The organism is Endozoicomonas sp. ALC020, assembly GCF_049275935.1.
GTDB lineage: Bacteria > Pseudomonadota > Gammaproteobacteria > Pseudomonadales > Endozoicomonadaceae > Endozoicomonas_A.
This window is the reverse complement of record NZ_CP184830.1, coordinates 4,923,027-4,944,008: the sequence shown is the minus strand read 5'-3', so window position 1 is coordinate 4,944,008 and position 20,982 is coordinate 4,923,027. Positions and strand designations below refer to the sequence as shown.

The following is a 20,982-nucleotide window of genomic DNA, read 5'->3' as shown; positions in this document are numbered from 1 at the left end:
CTCCATAGAGATCAGAACAATTCAATAAATAAAATCTGTTGTTTAACAGGTCAATTCTGATTAATAAATTAATAATCATCAGTTGGGATCTATGGCAACTCTATGCTCGTTTGTCACAGAAGACTGTTAAAACTTCTCTTTATTTCGCTGCTGTTCATGATTGCAATGAACGTACAAACAGGTCATGCCTCCGGCCACCAGAGTGAACCCGGATACAAGGCACCAGAAATCCGCTTTTTGGGTCTCTACGCCGGATTTAAAGCCAATAACTTTCACCTCAAGCTGGGTAACCATTATCACGTAATACACGACGTTGGCACCCCCAAAAAACTGTCCCTTTTTTTCAGGAATCAATGGTTGAGTCATCTGCCCGGGTTCCTGTTTGCAAAACTGCTTCCGCCTTCAATCATACCCTACCCTTCTTTCAGTCGCGGCTTCCCCTCACTGTCCCGGGCTTTTGGTGATGCCCCCGATTGCAATCCTCATCCGGTGATGATCGATCACTCTTTGCTGAAAAGCCGCTTATCAGTGCAAACCACTTGCATCGAAAATCATCCTGTATGGCAGATTACGGCTTCACCCTCGACATCATCGTCAGAGACTCAGGCCGTCGAGGGTGATTCTCTGTCTGCCTGGCTGTCGCTTTGGAAACTACTAAACGACACCCATACCAGTACCCTTTTCCTGCGCCCCTGGCGGGAAAGTCAGCAGAATCGCCTGCAGGCCATTATCTGCCAGACTAATCCGCTTACAGAGCATAAAAAGTGTCAGAGCGTTCTTATTGACTTCCCGCTGAATCACGCAAAACCCTGGCTATTGCCCGAACTGGCTAAAAAAGACATCATCAGCACTGACGGGCAAACCGCTTTGGACAGTGGCTATATCAAGCGGGTCAATCAGGCTATTCACTGCCTCTCTTCCCACGATAAGTTGTTTGGAGAACCCAATAAAAGCAAGACAACTGACAAAGAAAAAATTCACGCCTGCCAGAATAATCACTGGCTTTATCAATGGTCGGATCAAAGCTGGCTTTACCAACCGGGTATTCCCGAGACTGCGGTAGAACCCAGCCCGGCACTCATGAACGGGAAGTACTTTAACCTCTGGGCACTGGAAAAAGTATCGCCTGGCAATGATACCTGTCCAGCCTGGTCAAGATCTTCTTTATTCATCGCCCGCAACGACAGACATCGGAAATACCATTTCTGGGGAGCAGGTGATCCGGTGCTGCTGATGCGGTTCGCTGATGCCCCTTATAATGTCGAGGATCACTACGCCGGTTGGGACGGACCTGAAATTGGCACCCTGGTAGAAAGTGAGCACCTTAACCTGGCCGCCCTGCTTATGAGCACGGTGACCAGTACGCCCTTTAATCTCTATCAATGGCGGGGAATTCTCTCAGGGTTCATATCACCCATCCCGAAAAGCCTCAGTGTCCTGGTAAGGGAGCAGATTCTGAGCGACCCTGGTTCACTTTACCAGTTTGTTAAACGGCGGCCTGAGTTACTGAACAATGTGTTGACCTATTTAAACCGTGAGTTTCCGGGCCACCCTGTCCACTCATACTTTTCCGGTCGTGTATCACCTTTTTTTAGCCATCAAACAAACGGAAACCCATTGGCTTTGGTGCCCGAAACAAGCAACGTGTTCGACGGCTTTAATCCTCCTGCCATCCCTCATCAGCCAGATATGTCACTCTCTTCTACAGGGTTTGTATCAGGCATAATGACTGCTTCTGGTGTCCAGGGAAATAATGGACCGCCTGAATCTCAGTCCTGCCCGAGTAATCCCTCTGCACAAAAAGCCGAACAAAGTGGCAACAAAAGTAGACGAACTGCGAGCCCTGACGGCAGGAACAATATTGACGACAACGAGCCACCATCGGGCGGTAACCATCCGGTCACACCAGCAGACGCAGTGCACTCAACATCCTTGCTTAAACATCTATTGCATTTTTACAGACACTGCGGACTTTGGCCTGGAAGAGTAATCCATGGCTCGGATTTTCTTCCAGAGCACCTCGATATCACATCCAGTGAAAATTTTGAAACCCTGGCCCGTCAATGCCAACCACCTGACAGTGAAAGTGAAGCATTATATAACCAGATGCTCCGGGGTTTTGATCCAAAAAACCAACAACACCTGGTGCTGGCATCAAAAGCCCTGCAAAACTCTATACTGGCCATCGTTCCTGACGGTCAGAAATATCGCTGTTATAGCCATGATATAAAACATGATCACATGCCTCAACAACCTCTGGAAGGGCTTGAAGATTGTCATACGTTCCTGTTTCACGAGAATCACGCTGTAAGACTGTTTCATCACAGTGACAGCAACCTGTGGTTCACTCACTTCCTGATCCGATCCCAATTAAACGAAGAGGAAAACCAATGGCTGCAAGACAGTGAGTTTGAAAATGCTTTGTGGGAGTTGTTTCCACAATGGCAAAAAGACATTTTATTATGCCGGGAAAGTCTTCATTGCAACGCCATAAAATCTACCAGCGATCAGCTAAAAGAGGCGTCCATAAAATCGGCCAGCAAACAGCTAAAACAAGCGTTTACTGCACCCGATAGATTCATAGAGGGAGAACACGGACATAACCTACTCAGTTTTTACAATAAATTACGCCTTGTTTGTTACCCGTTCGACGATACAGAGAACCCTGATGGAACATTTTACGTTAGCAAAAACCTGCTTGGAGCAGTGGTTTTTTTCTGGGAAGAGTCTGCCAGTAAATATATCGCCTTTATAGCCCCTGATCTCTCCACATCTGCAATAAACGACAAAATACAGTCTTTGGATAATCATGTAAAAGATTATTCCGAGGGCGTATTTTTAGTAAAAAAACAGGATATCCGCTATGTGATTCCTGCACTCCTGGTGCTGGCACCTGTTTTTAGAAAAACCTATGCAGAAGCCGAGAGTATTATATCCGATACTGAAGATGCTCTTGTTTATGGGAGTTTAGCCAGATGGCAACATCTCTCGTCATTGTTTAAACCCACCGAACTGGGCAAGGTACCTGCTACCAATAATATTGATCTGGCAGTTGAGAATATTCAAAGTCTGGAAAAGATTTCGGCCTCCCTTGAGGAAAAGCTGACACGCGCCCTGCCTGGCACTACCGTGAGACGCAACAACTTTCACACCATAGCTTTAGCCAGCCCGAAAGAATTGCGGCGCACAGGGTTACTGCACACTTTAAAGATCCATTGCTTTCCCGATAACGGCAAAGAAAATACGATAAGATTCGCCGCTTGCAAGACCAAAAAATGGCGCATCTTATCGATCAATATTTCTGCCGGCCCTCAAGGGTATTTCGATTTCACCCGTGTAGAACCTTTTGCCAAGAGTTCCAGGCTACTTATGCCAAGCCTGCCCGCTATGGTTGAAAAACTGCTTCAGGACACACAACTTGATCAAACCTGCCCGGGCATTGATGCAAAGAAAAGGGGGCAAAATGCTCAAAATATATTAAAAATCTTGCTGGCGAGTGACACTGAGCAACAGGTTCAGGCGATTATTCAACAGTCACTGCTCAGCCGTTCTTCAGAAGCATCCGGGTTACCGGAATTTCTGCTTCCTTATATCAAGCCCGAACCTGACAAGGCACTGGAAAGCAATAGTGATATTGACGAACAGGCAACAGTTTCTACCGCTGCTTATGTCGAAGCTACAGAAGCGATAACAAAAGATTCTTCTTTCGATTCCCAAGAGAACAAACAGAAACAACAAGAAATAAGCGACATTGCCACGGTACCAGAAAAAAACGATATCACAGTAGAAGCAAGCCCTGATGATCAACGCTCTGTAGTTGCTGATAACAGTGAGGCAATGGCACCTGATCCTGCTGAACGCTCAAATAAAAGAAAGAATAACACCCCAGCCCAAAAGTCAATCTCGAATACGGTCGATTTCGAAACGGCCTTGTCTCAGTCCGTAGAAATATCAAACTGGCTTAAGGAGATGGATCATAGCTTTGCGGACGAGCTGAACAGGGCAACAAAGACACAAGATTGCAAAGCCTCTGCAGAAAGCGAAGCCCCGACAGAAAATCCTGCGCCCGATAAAGAATCCAATACACTGCAAAAGCAACTGCATGACGGAAAAACAAAAACCCTGAAAACACTGGCCTGTTCCGGAGCATCGGCTGATACATCTACAGACCAGCCAGTCATCACCATCAACCTGGCCCATACCCCGGCCAAAAGCTTAGAACAGGCGGCTTATGAGAACCACTTTCCTTATGCGCAACTGGTTCAGGCGTTATTCATTCTGAACCAGAAATTCCCAGCTGGAAAATCAGAAGTATTGCAGATCTACGAAAAAACCTTCGAGCTACTGCTACCGGCAGCCATTGCCGGTATACCGCTTGCCTACCAATTATTAATCGGGATGCAATTGCGCAACCAACATCCGGCAGGCTGGCCTCAGATGGAACCTGTCAGCCGACTGTTACGCAGCATGGCTTCCAGAGCGACAAGCTTCAACCAGGTAAAAGTTGAAGGTCTATTGAAGGGTGGATTTCTGGAGCAGCTCTATCAGGATACAGACGCCATAACCCTGACCAGGATTGAGCAGGGGTTAGCCAAAGAGTCAGACCTGTCAGACAGAGGCAGAGAGGTAAAGGCCATTGTCAATGCCCTGAGAGAACCGGATACCACCTCGATATTAACATCCCTGAAAGCAGTGCGTCCCGGGGCTCGGGAGCTGCAACAAACCATCGGGTCGCTGATACTGATACTGGAGAAAAAACAAGAGCCTGCAACCAGTCAGATTCACAGTGAACTTTGGTCGTATAGCCTCAATGCCCTGCAAATTAAGGGAGCCTTGAAAAAAAAACCTCAGCACATGGATATATCTTATTTCCCACAGGTACTGGCCATGACTGACCTGAAAGCATTCATGGATACTGAGCAAACCGGACAACTGCTCAAATATCATCAACCCAGATTCATAGCCTTTTGGAAAATGGGTTTTTGGGAAAGCTATCTCAAGGCTTCGTTAAGCAAAGACAGCAAGAGTGAAAAGGAACTATTTGACGGGCATCATGACCAAATAAGTAATAAGGCGATTAAAAAGTCCAGACCCGATTTAATAAAAGACTGGATGCTTGCCCGCTCTTTGCTGCTTGCAAGAGACTTTATTCAAATCAAAGAGGTTCCGGCTTCCGCCACTCCGGCGCAACTAACGTCTGGAACGGGTACACATTCTGAAAAAGCAAAAAGAACCGTAAAAGCAGCCAGGCAACCAAAAGACCTGAGGCCTGGCATCCGACCATCAACAGGATCGCACAATGAACAATTATATATCCGGTATTTAGTACAACTGGATAACAATATTATTCAGGAACTCAGACTTATTCAGAGCAACCCGGAGAATTTTTTACAACAGGTAGAAGCTCACATCACTGCATTCAGAAAAGCTCTGGTAAGAAATGGCAACGATTTAACAGACAATCTGGGAATCGGTTATTACTATTTTCTGAAGGCACTGGCCATGATGGGGGCCAAAATGTCAGATGATGAAAAAACCATTGAGTTGTCTTTTACCCCTGAAGTCAAACTCAACGCTAAAAAGATAAAAGAGACTATTAGATTGTCTGATAAACATTTCTTCCCCTATGCCCCATTGCTCTTGCTGTTTTTTGAGCATGGCATGGGAGGAAATACTAATACAATAGCGAAGGCCCATTACTCTGCATTCTCCGGAGTGTCGCAGTCTATTGAGATTTTATTAGAATCGCTCTCAATCCCACAGGTTATGGCCGGACTATTACTCAAGTGGCTGATACTGATTCCAAAGCCTTTCAAACTGAAACTGGCCTTTGATGCAAACACCTACCTGAAAAGCCCGCAAAGCAATATTCTCGGCAGGGTAACACCTTCCATACGAATACTCAGAGAATTTATGGATCAGCTAACGGTAAAAGGCTCTGACGGCGCAGTTGATGTTGTTTTGAGTCGAATGGGCCAGAAACATACCATTACCCAGCATCTGCCAAACAAACAGAATGAAAAAGCGGAAAAGAAATCGGCTGCAGCCGAGTCAGGCAAAGCAGGAGTGGCTGGAGTACTGTTAGCCGCAACGAAAGAAGCTCTGAAAGCTTTAGAAGTAGCGAAAAATGCTTCGAAAGCAGCAGCAGTAGCTCTGGAGACAGCAAATGCAGAAGCGAGAGAGGCTTCGAGAGCGGCTGCAGTTGCCTTAGAGGTAGCGAATACAGAAGCGAAAGAGGCTTCGACAGCGGCAGCAGTAGCCTTAGAGATAGCGAATACAGAAGCGAGAGTATTAACGTTAAATACGGAGTTAGCAAAAGCTAAAGTGGAAGTGATAGCTGCAGAAAAAGCGCTGGCGGCAGCGAATTTGGAAGCAGTAGAGACAGCGGAAGCAGAATTAAGATTGACACTTTACATCGCTACTGGCCGAACGGAACTGTTGGATTTTCATAGCCTGGATTTTTCGACATTGATCATTAACTTTTCTATATTAGGCCATGCTTCAGGCTTGGAGGTTACCACATTCCTGAGACAGGTTCAGAGCGAGCTCACTAAAAATATTGATCCTGAGAGGCGGGCACTGGCAGATATTATAGAACTTGCTTTTTATCTGCTTTTGTATAATCCATCACCAGAAGAAGAGCCGGATCTCCATCATCTTAAGGCCCTTCCATTCTCTTCCCAGGCTAACATGACCATTTTTCATTTTGGTCATGACTTACGACTTCTGGCAAAAATAATTCATTTGCTTCCTGAAATAGCTGTCCACGATACCATGTCGTATTATTACAACACCTTTTTTCTGATTCACGAGTATATTCTCACGCTCATTGGTGGAAATGCAGAAAAGGCAAAAAAACTCCAGATTGATTCAGTTGGTTGGCAAACATTACACGATTGGTTTAGGCACTATACATGGTATAAGCCAGCAAATACTGTCGCAAGTCGTATTGAATCAAAAATCATGGAACAGGTTGTCTTTAACTATGACAGCTTGGAAATATTCATAGCTGGAAACGAAAGTATTTTTATTCTTGCTATTGAGCAAGCCAGAAAAGTTGGCTATCAGAAATTAAAACAGCAGTTAAACGAATATGATGGTAAATTGGATATTCAATCTGTACAGATGTCAGGCTGGCTTCATTGTTTGGCTGGATTGACGCTTCTGGAGGCACAAGTAAGTTCTGGCTTGCAGCGGGTAGTATTAAACGGACACACAAGCGTCCTGTCCAGTGCTGTTTATCATTTCGGAAGAGCACGTCAACATGGCTTTCCTTATGGTGGTTATCTGGAATCACTGGGGTTTATGCGGCTGTCAAACCACTTCCAGTATTATCAGGATGAGACTTCAGAAGCCTCGCGGACAGACTCCACCAATAACCCTGTTATTCAATACACATCGACCAAAAAACCAGGGGAAACGATCTTTGTTGAAGCAGGTAAAGTTGTTTACGATATTTTGCCCAGCTTATTAACAAGCTCTAGATTGGGTGTACGTTTTGCGGCTGAAGCAGCTATCAGACTCTTTACTGACAAGCGGTTTAATCTTCTGCAAACCCCTCAGGCCGGTTGGCCAGCACTGATCGCAAAGCATTTTTTGATTACCCCCGTAATCCATAACCTGCAATTTGTATTCAGCAATCATGGCCCGGAAGTTGAAGAAGCGTTATTTCCCGAGATAAGTAATCCTGACAGCATTGAGAGAATACTTCTGGAACCACTGGAGAAAACAAGGCATTTCCCCATTAAAAAAAGACCAAAACAATATGGTATTGCTCTGGACAACGAAATCAAAAGCAGTAGCAGGCCAGAAAATAGTAAAAAGTATTTGAGCCTTGTCAAAGCTTTTGTATTGGGTAAATCAGAGGTGCCGGATATATCATCCCTGACAACAACTTCTGATGTTGATCAATTATCAGAGAATATCACAAGCTATGAGCGAAGTCGGTTTGACTATACAACGTCGTTTGAATTGCTACATGAAACACCACAACCTGAAACCGGTTTGGATGAATTCGTTTTTAATCTGCCCCGGCTAAAATCTCACCCAAAGTATGAGGCTATCAGTAATGCTCTTTTGAAGAAACATCGTACAAAATCAGCCCTGATTCACTATTATTTATGGGCTTACGAGACCCTCGATAACAGCTATGACAACGAACGGCAGCTGTTCTGGGAAGAAATAATGACAAAGAAGATTGAAGAAAATGAATCAATGAAAAAAGCTTTCCTGACACTCCTGGCAACCGCCGACCTAACGGTTATGTACGATGATAACCGGGAGGCCATGAACACTGCATTCAAACAATACAATACCGATTTTGCTTCCTGGTTGGCCTTTTTTCACGGGATCTCGGCCACTTCCGCTTTTGCTCTGGGAGAGACACAAAAAGCAGACTTCCATCAAAAGCAATATAAAAACCAACAAAAAATATTACTTCATTCAGCACCTGGCTGGTTAAGAGCACTGGAAAGGCCAAATGAGTAAATTGAAGGCATGTGTTCAGTTTACGCTCAGCTACAAAGCCACTCTTGCTACATCCTGAACCCACTGCTATTTTTCCTCAGACTCCATAGAGATCAGAACAATTCAATAAATAAAAACTGTTGTTTAACGGGTCAACTCTGATTAATAAATTAATAATCATCAATTGGGATCTATGGCAACTCTATGCTTGTTTGTCACAGAAGACTGTCAAAACTTCTCTTTGTTTCGCTGCTGTTCATGATTGCAATGAACGTACAAACAGGTCATGCCTCCGGCCACCAGAGTGAACCCGGATACAAGGCACCAGAAATCCGCTTTTTGGGTCTCTACGCCGGATTTAAAGCCAATAACTTTCACCTCAAGCTGGGTAACCATTATCACGTAATACACGACGTTGGCACCCCCAAAAAACTGTCCCTTTTTTTCAGGAATCAATGGTTGAGTCATCTGCCCGGGTTCCTGTTTGCAAAACTGCTTCCGCCTTCAATCATACCCTACCCTTCTTTCAGTCGCGGCTTCCCCTCACTGTCCCGGGCTTTTGGTGATGCCCCCGATTGCAATCTTCATCCGGTGATGATCGATCACTCTTTGCTGAAAAGCCGCTTATCAGTGCAAACCACTTGCATCGAAAATCATCCTGTATGGCAGATTACGGCTTCACCCTCGACATCATCGTCAGAGACTCAGGCCGTCGAGGGTGATTCTCTGTCTGCCTGGCTGTCGCTTTGGAAACTACTAAACGACACCCATACCAGTACCCTTTTCCTGCGTCCCTGGCGGGAAAGTCAGCAGAATCGCCTGCAGGCCATTATCTGCCAGACTAATCCGCTTACAGAGCATAAAAAGTGTCAGAGCGTTCTTATTGACTTCCCGCTGAACCACGCAAAACCCTGGCTATTGCCCGAACTGGCTAAAAAAGACATCATCAGCACTGACGGGCAAACCGCTTTAGACAGTGGCTATATCAAGCGGGTCAATCAGGCTATTCACTGTCTCTCTTCCCACAATAAGTTGTTTGGAGAATCCAATAAAAGCAAGACAACTGACAAAGAAAAAATTCACGCCTGCCAGAATAATCACTGGCTTTATCAATGGTCGGATCAAAGCTGGCTTTACCAACCGGGTATTCCCGAGACTGCGGTAGAACCCAGCCCGGCACTCATGAACGGGAAGTACTTTAACCTCTGGGCACTGGAAAAAGTATCGCCTGGCAATGATACCTGTCCAGCCTGGTCAAGATCTTCTTTATTCATCGCCCGCAACGACAGACATCGGAAATACCATTTCTGGGGAGCAGGTGACCCGGTGCTGCTGATGCGGTTCGCTGATGCCCCTTATAATGTCGAGGATCATTACGCCGGTTGGGACGGACCTGAAATTGGCACCCTGGTAGAAAGTGAGCACCTTAACCTGGCCGCCCTGCTTATGAGCACGGTGACCAGTACGCCCTTTAATCTCTATCAATGGCGGGGAATTCTCTCAGGGTTCATATCACCCATCCCCAAAAGCCTCAGTGCCCGGGTAAGGGAGCAAATTCAGAGCGACCCCGGTTCACTTTACCAATTTGTTAAACGGCGGCCTGAGTTACTGAACAATGTGCTGACCTATTTAAACCGGGAGTTTCCGGGGCACCCTGTCCACTCACACTTTTCCGATCGTGTATCACCTTATTTTACCCGTCAAACAGACGGAAACCCACTGGCTTTGGTGCCCCAAACAAGCAACGCATTCGAGGGTTTTCATCCTCCTGCCATCCCTCATCAGCCAGATGTGTCACTCCCCTCTATGGGGTTTACATCAGACATAGTGGCAGCTTCTGGTGTCCAGGGGAATAATGGACCGCCTGAATCTCAGTCCTCCCCGAGTAATCCCTCTGCACAAAAAGCCAAACAAAGTGGCAACAAAAGTAAACGAACTGCCAGCTCTGTCGGTAGGAACAATATTGACGACAATGAGCCACCACCACCGGGCGGCAAGCATCCGGTCACACCAGCAGACGCAGTACCCTCAGCATCCTTGCTTAAACATCTATTCTATTTGTACAGGCGCTCCGGACTTCGGCCTGAAAGAATGGCCCATAGATCGGACTTTCTTTCAGAACAGCTTGGTATCACATCCAGGGAAAAATTTGACACCCTGCTCCGTCTATGCAAACCACCCGACTGTGGCAGTGAAACATTATATAACCAGATGCTCCGGGGTTTTGATCCAAAAAACCAACAACACATGATGCTGGCATCCAAAGCACTGGAAAATTCTATACAGGTCATTGTTACTGATGGTCGGGGATATCTCTCCCATAGCTACCATGACCACACCCCTCAAGAGCCTCTGGACGGGCTTGAAAATATCCATATGTTCCTGTTTCACGAGAATCACACGGTAAAACTGTCTCATCAAAGTGACAACGCCCCCTGGTTCACTCACTTCCTGATCAGCTCCTACCTGAACAAGCAGGAAAACGAATGGCTGGAAGACAGTACGCTTGAAAATGCTTTATGGGAACTGTTTCCACAATGGCAGAAGGATGTTTTGTTATGCCGGGAAACGCTCCAGTGCAACGCCATAAAATCTGCCAGCGAACGGCTAGAGGAGGCATCCACAAAATCTGCCAGCGCACTGCTGGAAGCGGCGTCCATACAATCTGCCAGCGAAATGCTACAACAGGCGTTTATTGCACCCGATAAATTCATGCTGGGAGATCTCGGACAGAACCTGTTCAGGTTTTACAATAAATTACGCCTTGTTTGTTACCCGTTCGACGATACAGAGAACCCTGACGGGACATTTTACGTTAGCAAAAACGTGCTTGGCGCAGTGGTTTTTTTCTGGGAAGAGTCTGCCAGTAAATACATCGCCTTTATAGCCCCTGATCTCTCCACATCTGCAATAAACGACAAAATACAGTCTTTGGATAATCATGTAAAAGATTATTCCGAGGGCGTATTTTTAGTAAAAAAACAGGATATCCGCTATGTGATTCCTGCACTCCTGGTGCTGGCACCTGTTTTTAGAAAAACCTATGCAGAAGCCGAGAGTATTATATCCGATACTGAAGATGCTCTTGTTTACGGGGGTTTAGCCAGATGGCAACATCTCGCGTCATTGTTTAAACCCACCGAACTGGGCAAGGTACCTGCTACCAATAATATTGATCTGGCAGTTGAGAATATTCAAAGTCTGGAAAAGATTTCGGCCTCCCTTGAGGAAAAGCTGACACGCGCCCTGCCTGGCACTACCGTGAGACGCAACAACTTTCACACCATAGCTTTAGCCAGCCCGAAAGAATTGCGGCGCACAGGGTTACTGCACACTTTAAAGATCCATTGCTTTCCCGATAACGGCAAAGAAAATACGATAAGATTCGCCGCTTGCAAGACCAAAAAATGGCGCATCTTATCGATCAATATTTCTGCCGGCCCTCAAGGGTATTTCGATTTCACCCGTGTAGAACCTTTTGCCAAGAGTTCCAGGCTACTTATGCCAAGCCTGCCCGCTATGGTTGAAAAACTGCTTCAGGACACGCAATTTGATCAAACCTACCCAAGCATTGATGCAAAAAGAAGGGGGCAAAATGCTCAAAATATATTAAAAATCTTGCTGACAAGTGACACTGAGCAACAGGTTCAGGCGATTATTCATGAGTCACTGCTCAGCCGTTCTTCAGAATCAACCGGGTTACCGGAATTTCTGCTTCCTTATGTCAAGCCCCAACCTGACAAGGCACTGGAAAGCAATAGTGATATTGACGAACATGCAACAGTTTCTACTGCTACTTATGTCGAAAGTGCAGAGGCGATAACAAAAGATGCTTCTTTCAATTCCCATGAGAAGAAACAGAAACAACAAGAAATAAGCGACATTGCCACGGTGCCAGAAAAAAACGCTATCACAGTAGAAGCAAGCCCTGATAATCAATGCTCTGCAGTTGCTCATAACAGTGAGGCAGTGGCACCTGATCCTGCTGAGCGCTCAAATAAAAGCAAGAATAAAACCGCAGCCCAAAAGTCAATCCCGACTACGATCGATTTCGAAACAGCCTTGTCTCAGTCCGTAGAACTATCAAACTGGCTTAAGGAGATGGATCATAGTTTTCCGGACGAGCTGAACAGGGCAACAAAGACACAAGATTGCAAAGCCTCTGAAGAAAACCCTGCGCCCGGTACAGAATCCGATACACTGCAAAAGCAACTGCAGGACGGAAAAACAAAAACCCTGAAAATACTGGCCTGTTCCGGAGCCTCTGCTGATACATCCACAGACCAGCCAGTCATCATCATCAACCTGGCCAATACCCCGGGCAGTCAACAGCGCAAAGACTTAGAGCAGGCGGCTTATGAGAACCACTTCCCCTATGCGCAACTGGTTCAGGCGTTGTTCATTCTGAACCAGAAATTTCCATCTGGAAAATCAGAAATACTGCAGATCTATGAGAAGGCTTTCAAGCTGCTGTTACCGGCAGCCATCGCCGGTATACCGCTTGCCTACCAATTATTAATCGCGATGCAATTACACAACCAACATCCGGCAGGCTGGCCCCAGATGGAACCTGTCAGCCGACTGTTACGCAGCATGGCTTCCAGAGCGACAAGCTTCAACCAGGTAAAAGTTGAAGGTCTATTGAAGGGTGGATTTCTGGAGCAGCTCTATCAGGATACAGACGCCATAACCCTGACCAGGATTGAGCAGGGGTTAGCCAAAGAGTCAGACCTGTCAGACAGAGGCAGAGAGGTAAAGGCCATTGTCAATGCCCTGAGAGAACCGGATACCACCTCGATATTAACATCCCTGAAAGCAGTGCGTCCCGGGGCTCGGGAGCTGCAACAAACCATCGGGTCGCTGATACTGATACTGGAGAAAAAACAAGAGCCTGCAACCAGTCAGATTCACAGTGAACTTTGGTCGTATAGCCTCAATGCCCTGCAAATTAAGGGAGCCTTGAAAAAAAAACCTCAGCACATGGATATATCTTATTTCCCACAGGTACTGGCCATGACTGACCTGAAAGCATTCATGGATACTGAGCAAACCGGACAACTGCTCAAATATCATCAACCCAGATTCATAGCCTTTTGGAAAATGGGTTTTTGGGAAAGCTATCTCAAGGCTTCGTTAAGCAAAGACAGCAAGAGTGAAAAGGAACTATTTGACGGGCATCATGACCAAATAAGTAATAAGGCGATTAAAAAGTCCAGACCCGATTTAATAGAAGACTGGATTCTTGCCCGCTCTTTGCTGCTTGCAAGAGGCTTTATTCAAATCAAAGAGGTTCCGGCTTCCGCCACTCCGGCGCAACTAACGTCTGGAACGGGTACACATTCTGAAAAAGCAAAAAGAACCGTAAAAGCAGCCAGGCAACCAAAAGACCTGAGGCCTGGCATCCGACCGTCAACAGGACCATACGATGAACAAATTTATAACCAGTATTTATTACAACTGGATAACAATATTATTCAGGAACTCAGACTTATTCAGAGCAACCCGGAGAAATTTTTGCAACAGGCAGAAAAGCAAATCACTGCATTCCGAAAGGCAATAATAAGAAATGGTAACCATTTAACAAACAGACTGGGAATCGGTTATTACTATTTTATGAAGGCACTGGCCATGATGGGTGCCAAAATGTCAGATGACAACAAAACCATTGAGTTACCCTTTGGCCCGGAAGTGAAACTCAACGCCAAAAGGATAAACGAAACTATTTTATTGTCTGGTGATCATGGCTTCCCTTATGCCCCGATACTCTTGCTGTTTTTTGAATATGCTATGGAAATAGAGTCCAGTGCAACATCCAGAGCCATTTACTCTGCATTCTCCGGGGTGTCACAGTCTATTGAGATTTTATTAGAATCGGATTCAAACCTAATGGTTATGATCGGAGTATTGCTCAAGTGGCTGATACTGATTCCAAAGCCTTTCGAACTGAAACTGGCCTTTGGTACAGAGACTTATACGAAAAACCCGCAAAGCAATATTCCCGGCAGGGTAACAACTTCCATACGAATACTCAGAGAGTTTATGGAGCAGCTTCCGATAAAAGGCTCTGATGGTTCAGTTGATACTGTTTTGAGTCGAATGAACCAACAATATACTATTACCCAACATATGCGTAACGGACAGCATGAACGATCGCTGGTGAAAGCGGGAACAGCTGCGGCAGTGATAGCGACGTTGAGAGAGGCTGCGGCAGAGAGAGAGGCTTCGGCAGTCAGGGAAGCTGAGAATGCGGCAGCAGTAGCCATAGAGTTAGCAGATACAAAAGCGACAGCAGCAGCGATAGCGCTGGCAGAAGCTACAGTGGAAAAGAAACCTCAAAGGAGAGCGCCAGAGGAATCGGGAACGGTAGCGACAGCAATAGCGGAAACGAAAGCGGCAGTGACAGCGGCAGCGAAAGCAAAAGTAGTAGCGGAATCGAATGCGGCAGAGAAAGCAAAAGTAGCAGCGAAATCGAAAGCAGTAACAAAAGCGGCAGCGGAAGCAGAAGCAAAATTGCAAGCGGAAGCTGATAAGGAAGCAATATTAAGACTGATTCTCTACCTCGCTTCTGGTCGACCGGATTTGTTGGATTCTGATTATCTGGATTTATCTATGTTGACCATTTACTATTCAGTCTTCGGCCTGGCATCAGACTCGAACGTGTACGTATCCCTGAAAGAAGCTCAGGGCAAGCTCTCTAGTGATACTGATCCTGATATTCGGGTAATGGCAGATATTATAGAACTTGCTTTTTATCTGGTTAGTGAATCACCAGAAGCAGAGCCGGATCTCCCTCATCTTAAAGCTCTTCCCTTTGAAATCCAGGCCCGCACAACCGCACTTCATTTTGGTCATGACTTTCGACTTCTGAAAAAAATAATTCATTTGCTTCCCGAAATGACTGCCCACGATAAAGAATCCTACTGGTACAACACCTTTTTTCTGATTCACGAGTATATTCTCAGGCTCATTGGTGGAAATGCAGAAAAGGCAAAAAAACTCCAGATTAAGTCCTATGACTGGGAAACATTTCTCGCACGTTTTCAACACTTTGTATGGCATAAGCCAGTAAACACTATTGCAAGTCATATTGAATCAAGAATCATCGAACATATTGTCTTTAATCATGAACACTTGAAAATGTTCACAGCTGGAAACGAAAATATTTTTATTATAGCTATTCAACAAGCGAGAAAAGCTGGCTACGAGGAATTAAAACAGCAGTTAGAAGAATATGAAGATAGAATGGACTCTCAATCATCAGAGATGTCAGGCTGGCTTCATTGTCTGGCTGGCCTGACACTTCTGGAGGCACAAATAAATTTGGACTTTCAGCAGATAATATTAACCGGTCACAAAAGAGTTATGCTCAGCGCACATGCCCATTTCCAGAAAGCACGCCATCTCAACTTTCCTTATGCCGGTTATCTGGAATCACTAGTGGCTATGCGACTGGATAACTACCAGTATTACCAGGACGAGACATCAGAAGCCTGGCAAACAGACCTGGACAATAAGCCTGTTATTCAATACGCATCGGCCAGAAAACCAGGGGAAAAGATCTTTATTGAAGCGGGTAAGATTGTCACGGACATCTTGCCAGGGCTATTAGCAAGCTCTCTATATGGTGTAGGTTTTGCCGTTGAGGCAGCCATCAGAGTCTTTACTGATAAACGGTTTAATCTTTTGCATATCCCCCAGGCTGGTTGGCCAACACTGATCGCAAAGCATTTTTTGATTACCCCCATACACCATAACATCCAATTTGTGTTCAGCAATGATGTCCCTGAAGTTGAAGAAGCGTTATTCCAGAGTATAAGTGATCCTGAAAGTATTGAGCGAATACTTCTGGAACCACTGAAGAAAACAAGGCTTTTTCCCATTAACCAAAGAATAAAACAATATAGTTTTTGGCTGGACAGTGAAATCAAAAGTGGTGACAGGCCAAAAAATATTAAAAACTACTTAAGCCTTGTTAACGCTTTTTTGTCGGATAAATCGGAGGCGCCTGATACATCATCTGAGGCAACTGCTGCTGATATTGATCAATTACCAGAGACTATTGCCAGCTACGAGCTAAGCCGATATGACTATACAAACCTGTTTAAAGCACTGCGGGAAACACCACAACCTGACTCCAGTTTTGATGAATACGTTTATAACCTTCCGCAACTGAAATCGCACCCGGATTATGAAGCTATAAGTCATGTTCTTTTGAAAAAACATCGCACAAAGTCGGCCCTGATCCACTATTATTTTTGGGCGTACGAGACCCTCAATGATAGCTGTGACAACGAACGGGATCTGTTCTGGAATGGGATCATGAAACAGAAGATTGAAAAAGATGAAAAAATGAGAAGCGTTTTTTTGGCACTGCTGGCAACTGCCGATCTAACGCTTAAGTACGATGATAACCGGATGGCCGTGAGGACCGCATTCAAAAAATACAATCTGGAAATTAGTTTCTGGGTGACTTTTTTTCACATTTTCTCACGCGAAATCGAATTTTTTTTGCATAAATCAGAACATGGAAATGGCGATGGATGAGATGTGGATGTTTATTAAAAACCGAATGATAAGTACCTGGCCAGTTGGTTTCGCATATTCTGGCGAGTGGATTTTTTCATCCTTCAAGGCGCAACGACGGGCGCGTAGCCATAGCTACGCAACCAGAGTTGGAACGCAGAAGGGTGGAAAAAGCCGCCGTCCAGAATATGCGAAACCAACTGGTTAGGTACTTAATGTTCGGTCTTTAAAAAGTTGTTGATAATCTACTCAGTAAGAGTATCAGGAGGCCCGTGGCTGAAATACCCAACCTGACATCAATGATGTGTATAGTTTGCTCGGGAATAATCCGGTATATTGTTGTTCAGCCTTATCTCATCTCTCAAACACTGTAGCATCAACATTCTCATGCAAGGCCAGAATTTATTTCATGCTGAGCCGGGGTCTCCCGCTCAATCAGACAATCAGCGTCCTCTGACGGTAACAGAGCTGAACAGCCAAACCCGGAGAATGCTGGAAACGCGCTTCGCAAACGTCAGGGTGGAAGGCGAACTTTCCGGCCTTGCCCGACCCGGATCAGGACACTGGTACTTCACCCTTAAAGATGCCAATGCCCAGATTCGCTGTGCGATGTTCAAAAACCGCAATCGCAGCATTCGTTTTGTTCCGGCTGAAGGCATGCAACTGATTGTCAGGGGTCGGGTGAGCCTTTATGAGGGCCGGGGCGACTACCAGCTGATTGTCGATCACATGGAAGAAGGCGGTGCCGGTGCTCTTCAACGTGCTTTTGAGGCGCTTAAGCTGAAGCTGGACAACGAGGGTCTGTTCAATGCGGAGCGGAAAAGGCCCCTGCCTGCCCTGCCCTCCCATATTGGTGTTGTGACCTCTCCAACAGGCGCGGCTATCCGCGACATCCTGGCGGTATTAAAAAGACGCTTCCCCTCCATACCCATCACAGTCATTCCCAGTTCGGTTCAAGGGAAAGAAGCCGCCGACGAGCTGGTCAGAGGCATTGAAATGGCCAATCGCAGTGGGTTGTTTGACGTTTTGATTGTCGGTCGTGGGGGTGGTTCACTGGAAGACCTCTGGCCTTTCAATGAGGAAAGAGTCGCCAGAGCCATAGCGGCTTCTGAAGTTCCCGTGGTCAGTGCTGTGGGCCATGAAATTGATTTTACCATTGCTGATTTTGTCGCTGATTACCGGGCACCGACGCCATCGGCGGCGGCTGAAGTACTCAGTCCGGACCAACAGGATATTCTCAATAAGCTCGGTCTGCTGAATCGAAAGCTACAGACTCTGATGAAGCATCGTCTGCAGGCCCTGTCCCAGCGGCTTGATAACACCAGTCTGCGCCTGCGTCATCCGGGGGAACGCCTGAGAGAGCTCAACCAGCGGCTGAAAGATCTGGACATTCGTCTGCAACAATCGATGACCATAGCCCTTCAGGCTCAGGCTGCAAAGTATCAAAGGCTAAACGACAGGCTTTTACAGTCTTCACCTTCAAGACGCATTGAGCGGCTGCAAGGAGAGTTGAATCTGCTGAAAAGCCAGCTTGATTCATTTCTGCAGGTACTTTTAAAACAGAAAGAAAATCGCTTGAAACAACTGACAGGCATGCTGGATGCTGTCAGCCCTCTGGCAACCCTGTCTCGAGGCTACAGCATTGTCGCCAGAGGCGATGAATTTATTCGGGATGCCGGACAACTGACTGAAGGTGAACAGGTGACAGCCCGATTCAGCCAGGGTTCAGCAGACTGTCAGGTGATTAAGATTCACAAATCGTAGGCGTTTTGCAACACCTTCTTGATGAAAAAGATAAAGAAACACTCTTGTTTTCTTAATCTATCCTTCTTCTCTGTAAACCAGAGGGCAAGGATAGAATTATTAAACAATCACTTTTTGCGGCACTGCTGTTACTGTCGTTTTCTGTGGTCTGCCCATCAGTCACTGTAGACACAAACGGCAATGTAGGACCAGACTCATCACCTGATGACAAACGACACAAACCTGATAGTCAGGAAGTGCAAGCGAATCTTATAGAGTCAATTTCCTGGCCATGGCGTTACGCGACGAATCTGCTGGTTGCTTATGAGCTCATTCTGACTACCAGAGACGCCTCTCCAGGCTCAAACCCTCATTCACCCATAGCTGTAGAAGCAGTTTTCACTGTTGGCTGGCTTTTAAAAAGCTATTGGAATGCCAATTCACTACTGTTTAACCCAATTGAGCAACAAGAGGCGAGTCAAAATCACCGACTTGCTATCACCGCCGTGATGCCAGGCTCGGAACAAGGCCCACCTCCCTATCAACCATCAGAATCATCAGGCCAGGGTGCCCCACAAACCAGCACTTACACCACAGGCTATTTCACCAGTCTCCTGTTTTCTGACTCTGCCGACGGTGACGAGGGTCCTGAACAACACCTGCATACTTTGGGTTTAAATTGTTATATCTATCCCTGTAATGGTGTTTGTCGATTCCGACAATCTTCCGACCCATCCGATAGCGTAGAGCCAGGTTGTGAAGAAAGTTCGACATACGACACTGAAGAAACATCCGGAAAAAGTGCATGCTCCCACCTGGCCAGTAGACACTGTTATCGTTGCGGCCCTGTAGACGGGGTCGCCTTAGACGGGGTCGCAGACTCAACAGGTGCAGGGACCGCCAGTACAATTGACACTACCGGGCGAGCAACCTGCAACGTAATCTTAGTCGGCGAGGATGGCCAACTGTGGCAATGCCGGAAAGTCTACAAGAATGAAAAAACACTTTTGTCTCACAAAAACCAATACCATAGCGGGCAAAAAACCTGTTACGTCACAATAGTCGGGGAGGATGGGCAGCCAAGGCCTTGCGGAATGGTCTGCCAGAATGTTGTAGCCCTCAAGTATCACAGGAGAAGCGTCCACACCAGGCAACAAACCTGTAACGAAACCATAGTTGGGCAAGATGGCCAGCACCAACCATGCGAAAAAAACTACAATAGTCTTCAAGCCCTGTCGAATCACAAAAACTTATACCACAGCGGGGAAAAAACCTGCGGCGTAAAAGTAGTCGGAAAGGATGGCCAGCCACGACCATGCGGAATGGTCTACAGAAGTGTTGGTGCCCTGTCGAGTCACAAAAGTAGATTCCATACCGGGCAAAAAACCTGTGTCATGATGGTGCTCGGGAAGAATGGCCGGTCGCAGCCATGCGGAACACTCTGCAGCAATGCTAAAGCCCTGTCAGCTCACAAAACCGCTCTCCATAGCAGGCAACGAACCTGTGACGTAACCGTGATCGGGGAAGATGGCCAGCCTCACCGATGCAGGACGCTCTGCAAAAGTTCTAAAGCCCTGACGGATCACAAAAGAACCTTCCATACTGGACAACAAACCTGTGACGCAACCTTAGTTGGGGAAGATGGCCAGAAGCGACTATGCGGGACAGTCTGCAAGAATGCTCAAACTCTGTCTAATCACAAATGCAGAATGCACGGCGGGAAACGAACTTGTGGAGTGACCATGGCCGGAGAGGAAGGCCAGCAGCAGGCATGCGGAAAGGTCTACAAGAGTTATCAGGACCTGAGGAATCACATAAGAAAAGATCACACCGGGCAACAAACCTGTAAGGAAACTGTCATTGGGAAGGATGGGCAGCAGCGGCCGTGCGGGGCGGTGTATAAGAATGCTATGTGCCTGTCGAGTCACAAAAGCACATACCATAGCGGACCAAAAACTTGCGACTTAACACTCATCGGAGTGGATGGCCGACCATGGCCATGCAGAAAGCTCTTCAATAATTCCTATGCCCTATCGACCCACAAAAGAAGAGACCACAGCGAACCACAGACCTGCGATGTGACAGTGATCGGCGAGGATGGTCTGCAGAGACCATGCGGGACTGTCTGCAAGAGTGCTTTTGACCTGTCGAATCATAAAAGAAGACATCGAAAACGCCAGCTTGTTGATGTAAACCGGAACAATCACCTCAATCCTTGAAATGGCACCCGCCCTTGAGGGGGTATCGCAA

4 protein-coding genes are annotated in these 20,982 nt (G+C 46.4%); all 4 read left to right on the top strand.

The genetic code is table 11. From position 1 onward, the window contains the following. Positions 1 to 165 precede the first annotated feature (165 nt). The 4 genes from ACOJUO_RS18450 (at position 166) to ACOJUO_RS18435 (ending at position 20,951) form a co-directional block, all read left to right on the top strand. A complete protein-coding gene (locus tag ACOJUO_RS18450) occupies positions 166 to 8,487 on the top strand; it encodes a hypothetical protein (RefSeq protein WP_422137758.1) in 8,322 nt (2,773 codons plus the stop codon). Between the two features lie 246 nt (positions 8,488 to 8,733). Then, positions 8,734 to 17,010 carry a hypothetical protein gene (locus ACOJUO_RS18445; protein WP_422137757.1) on the top strand — a complete coding sequence of 2,759 codons (8,277 nt, stop codon included), beginning with the start codon at positions 8,734 to 8,736 and terminating at the stop codon, positions 17,008 to 17,010. Positions 17,011 to 17,376: 366 nt separating this feature from the next. Continuing rightward, positions 17,377 to 18,753, top strand: a complete 1,377-nt coding sequence (xseA, locus tag ACOJUO_RS18440; protein WP_422137756.1) for an exodeoxyribonuclease VII large subunit — start codon at positions 17,377 to 17,379, stop codon at positions 18,751 to 18,753. Positions 18,754 to 18,896: 143 nt separating this feature from the next. After that, positions 18,897 to 20,951 carry a hypothetical protein gene (locus ACOJUO_RS18435; RefSeq protein ID WP_422137755.1) on the top strand — a complete coding sequence of 685 codons (2,055 nt, stop codon included), beginning with the start codon at positions 18,897 to 18,899 and terminating at the stop codon, positions 20,949 to 20,951. Positions 20,952 to 20,982: the final 31 nt, after the last annotated feature.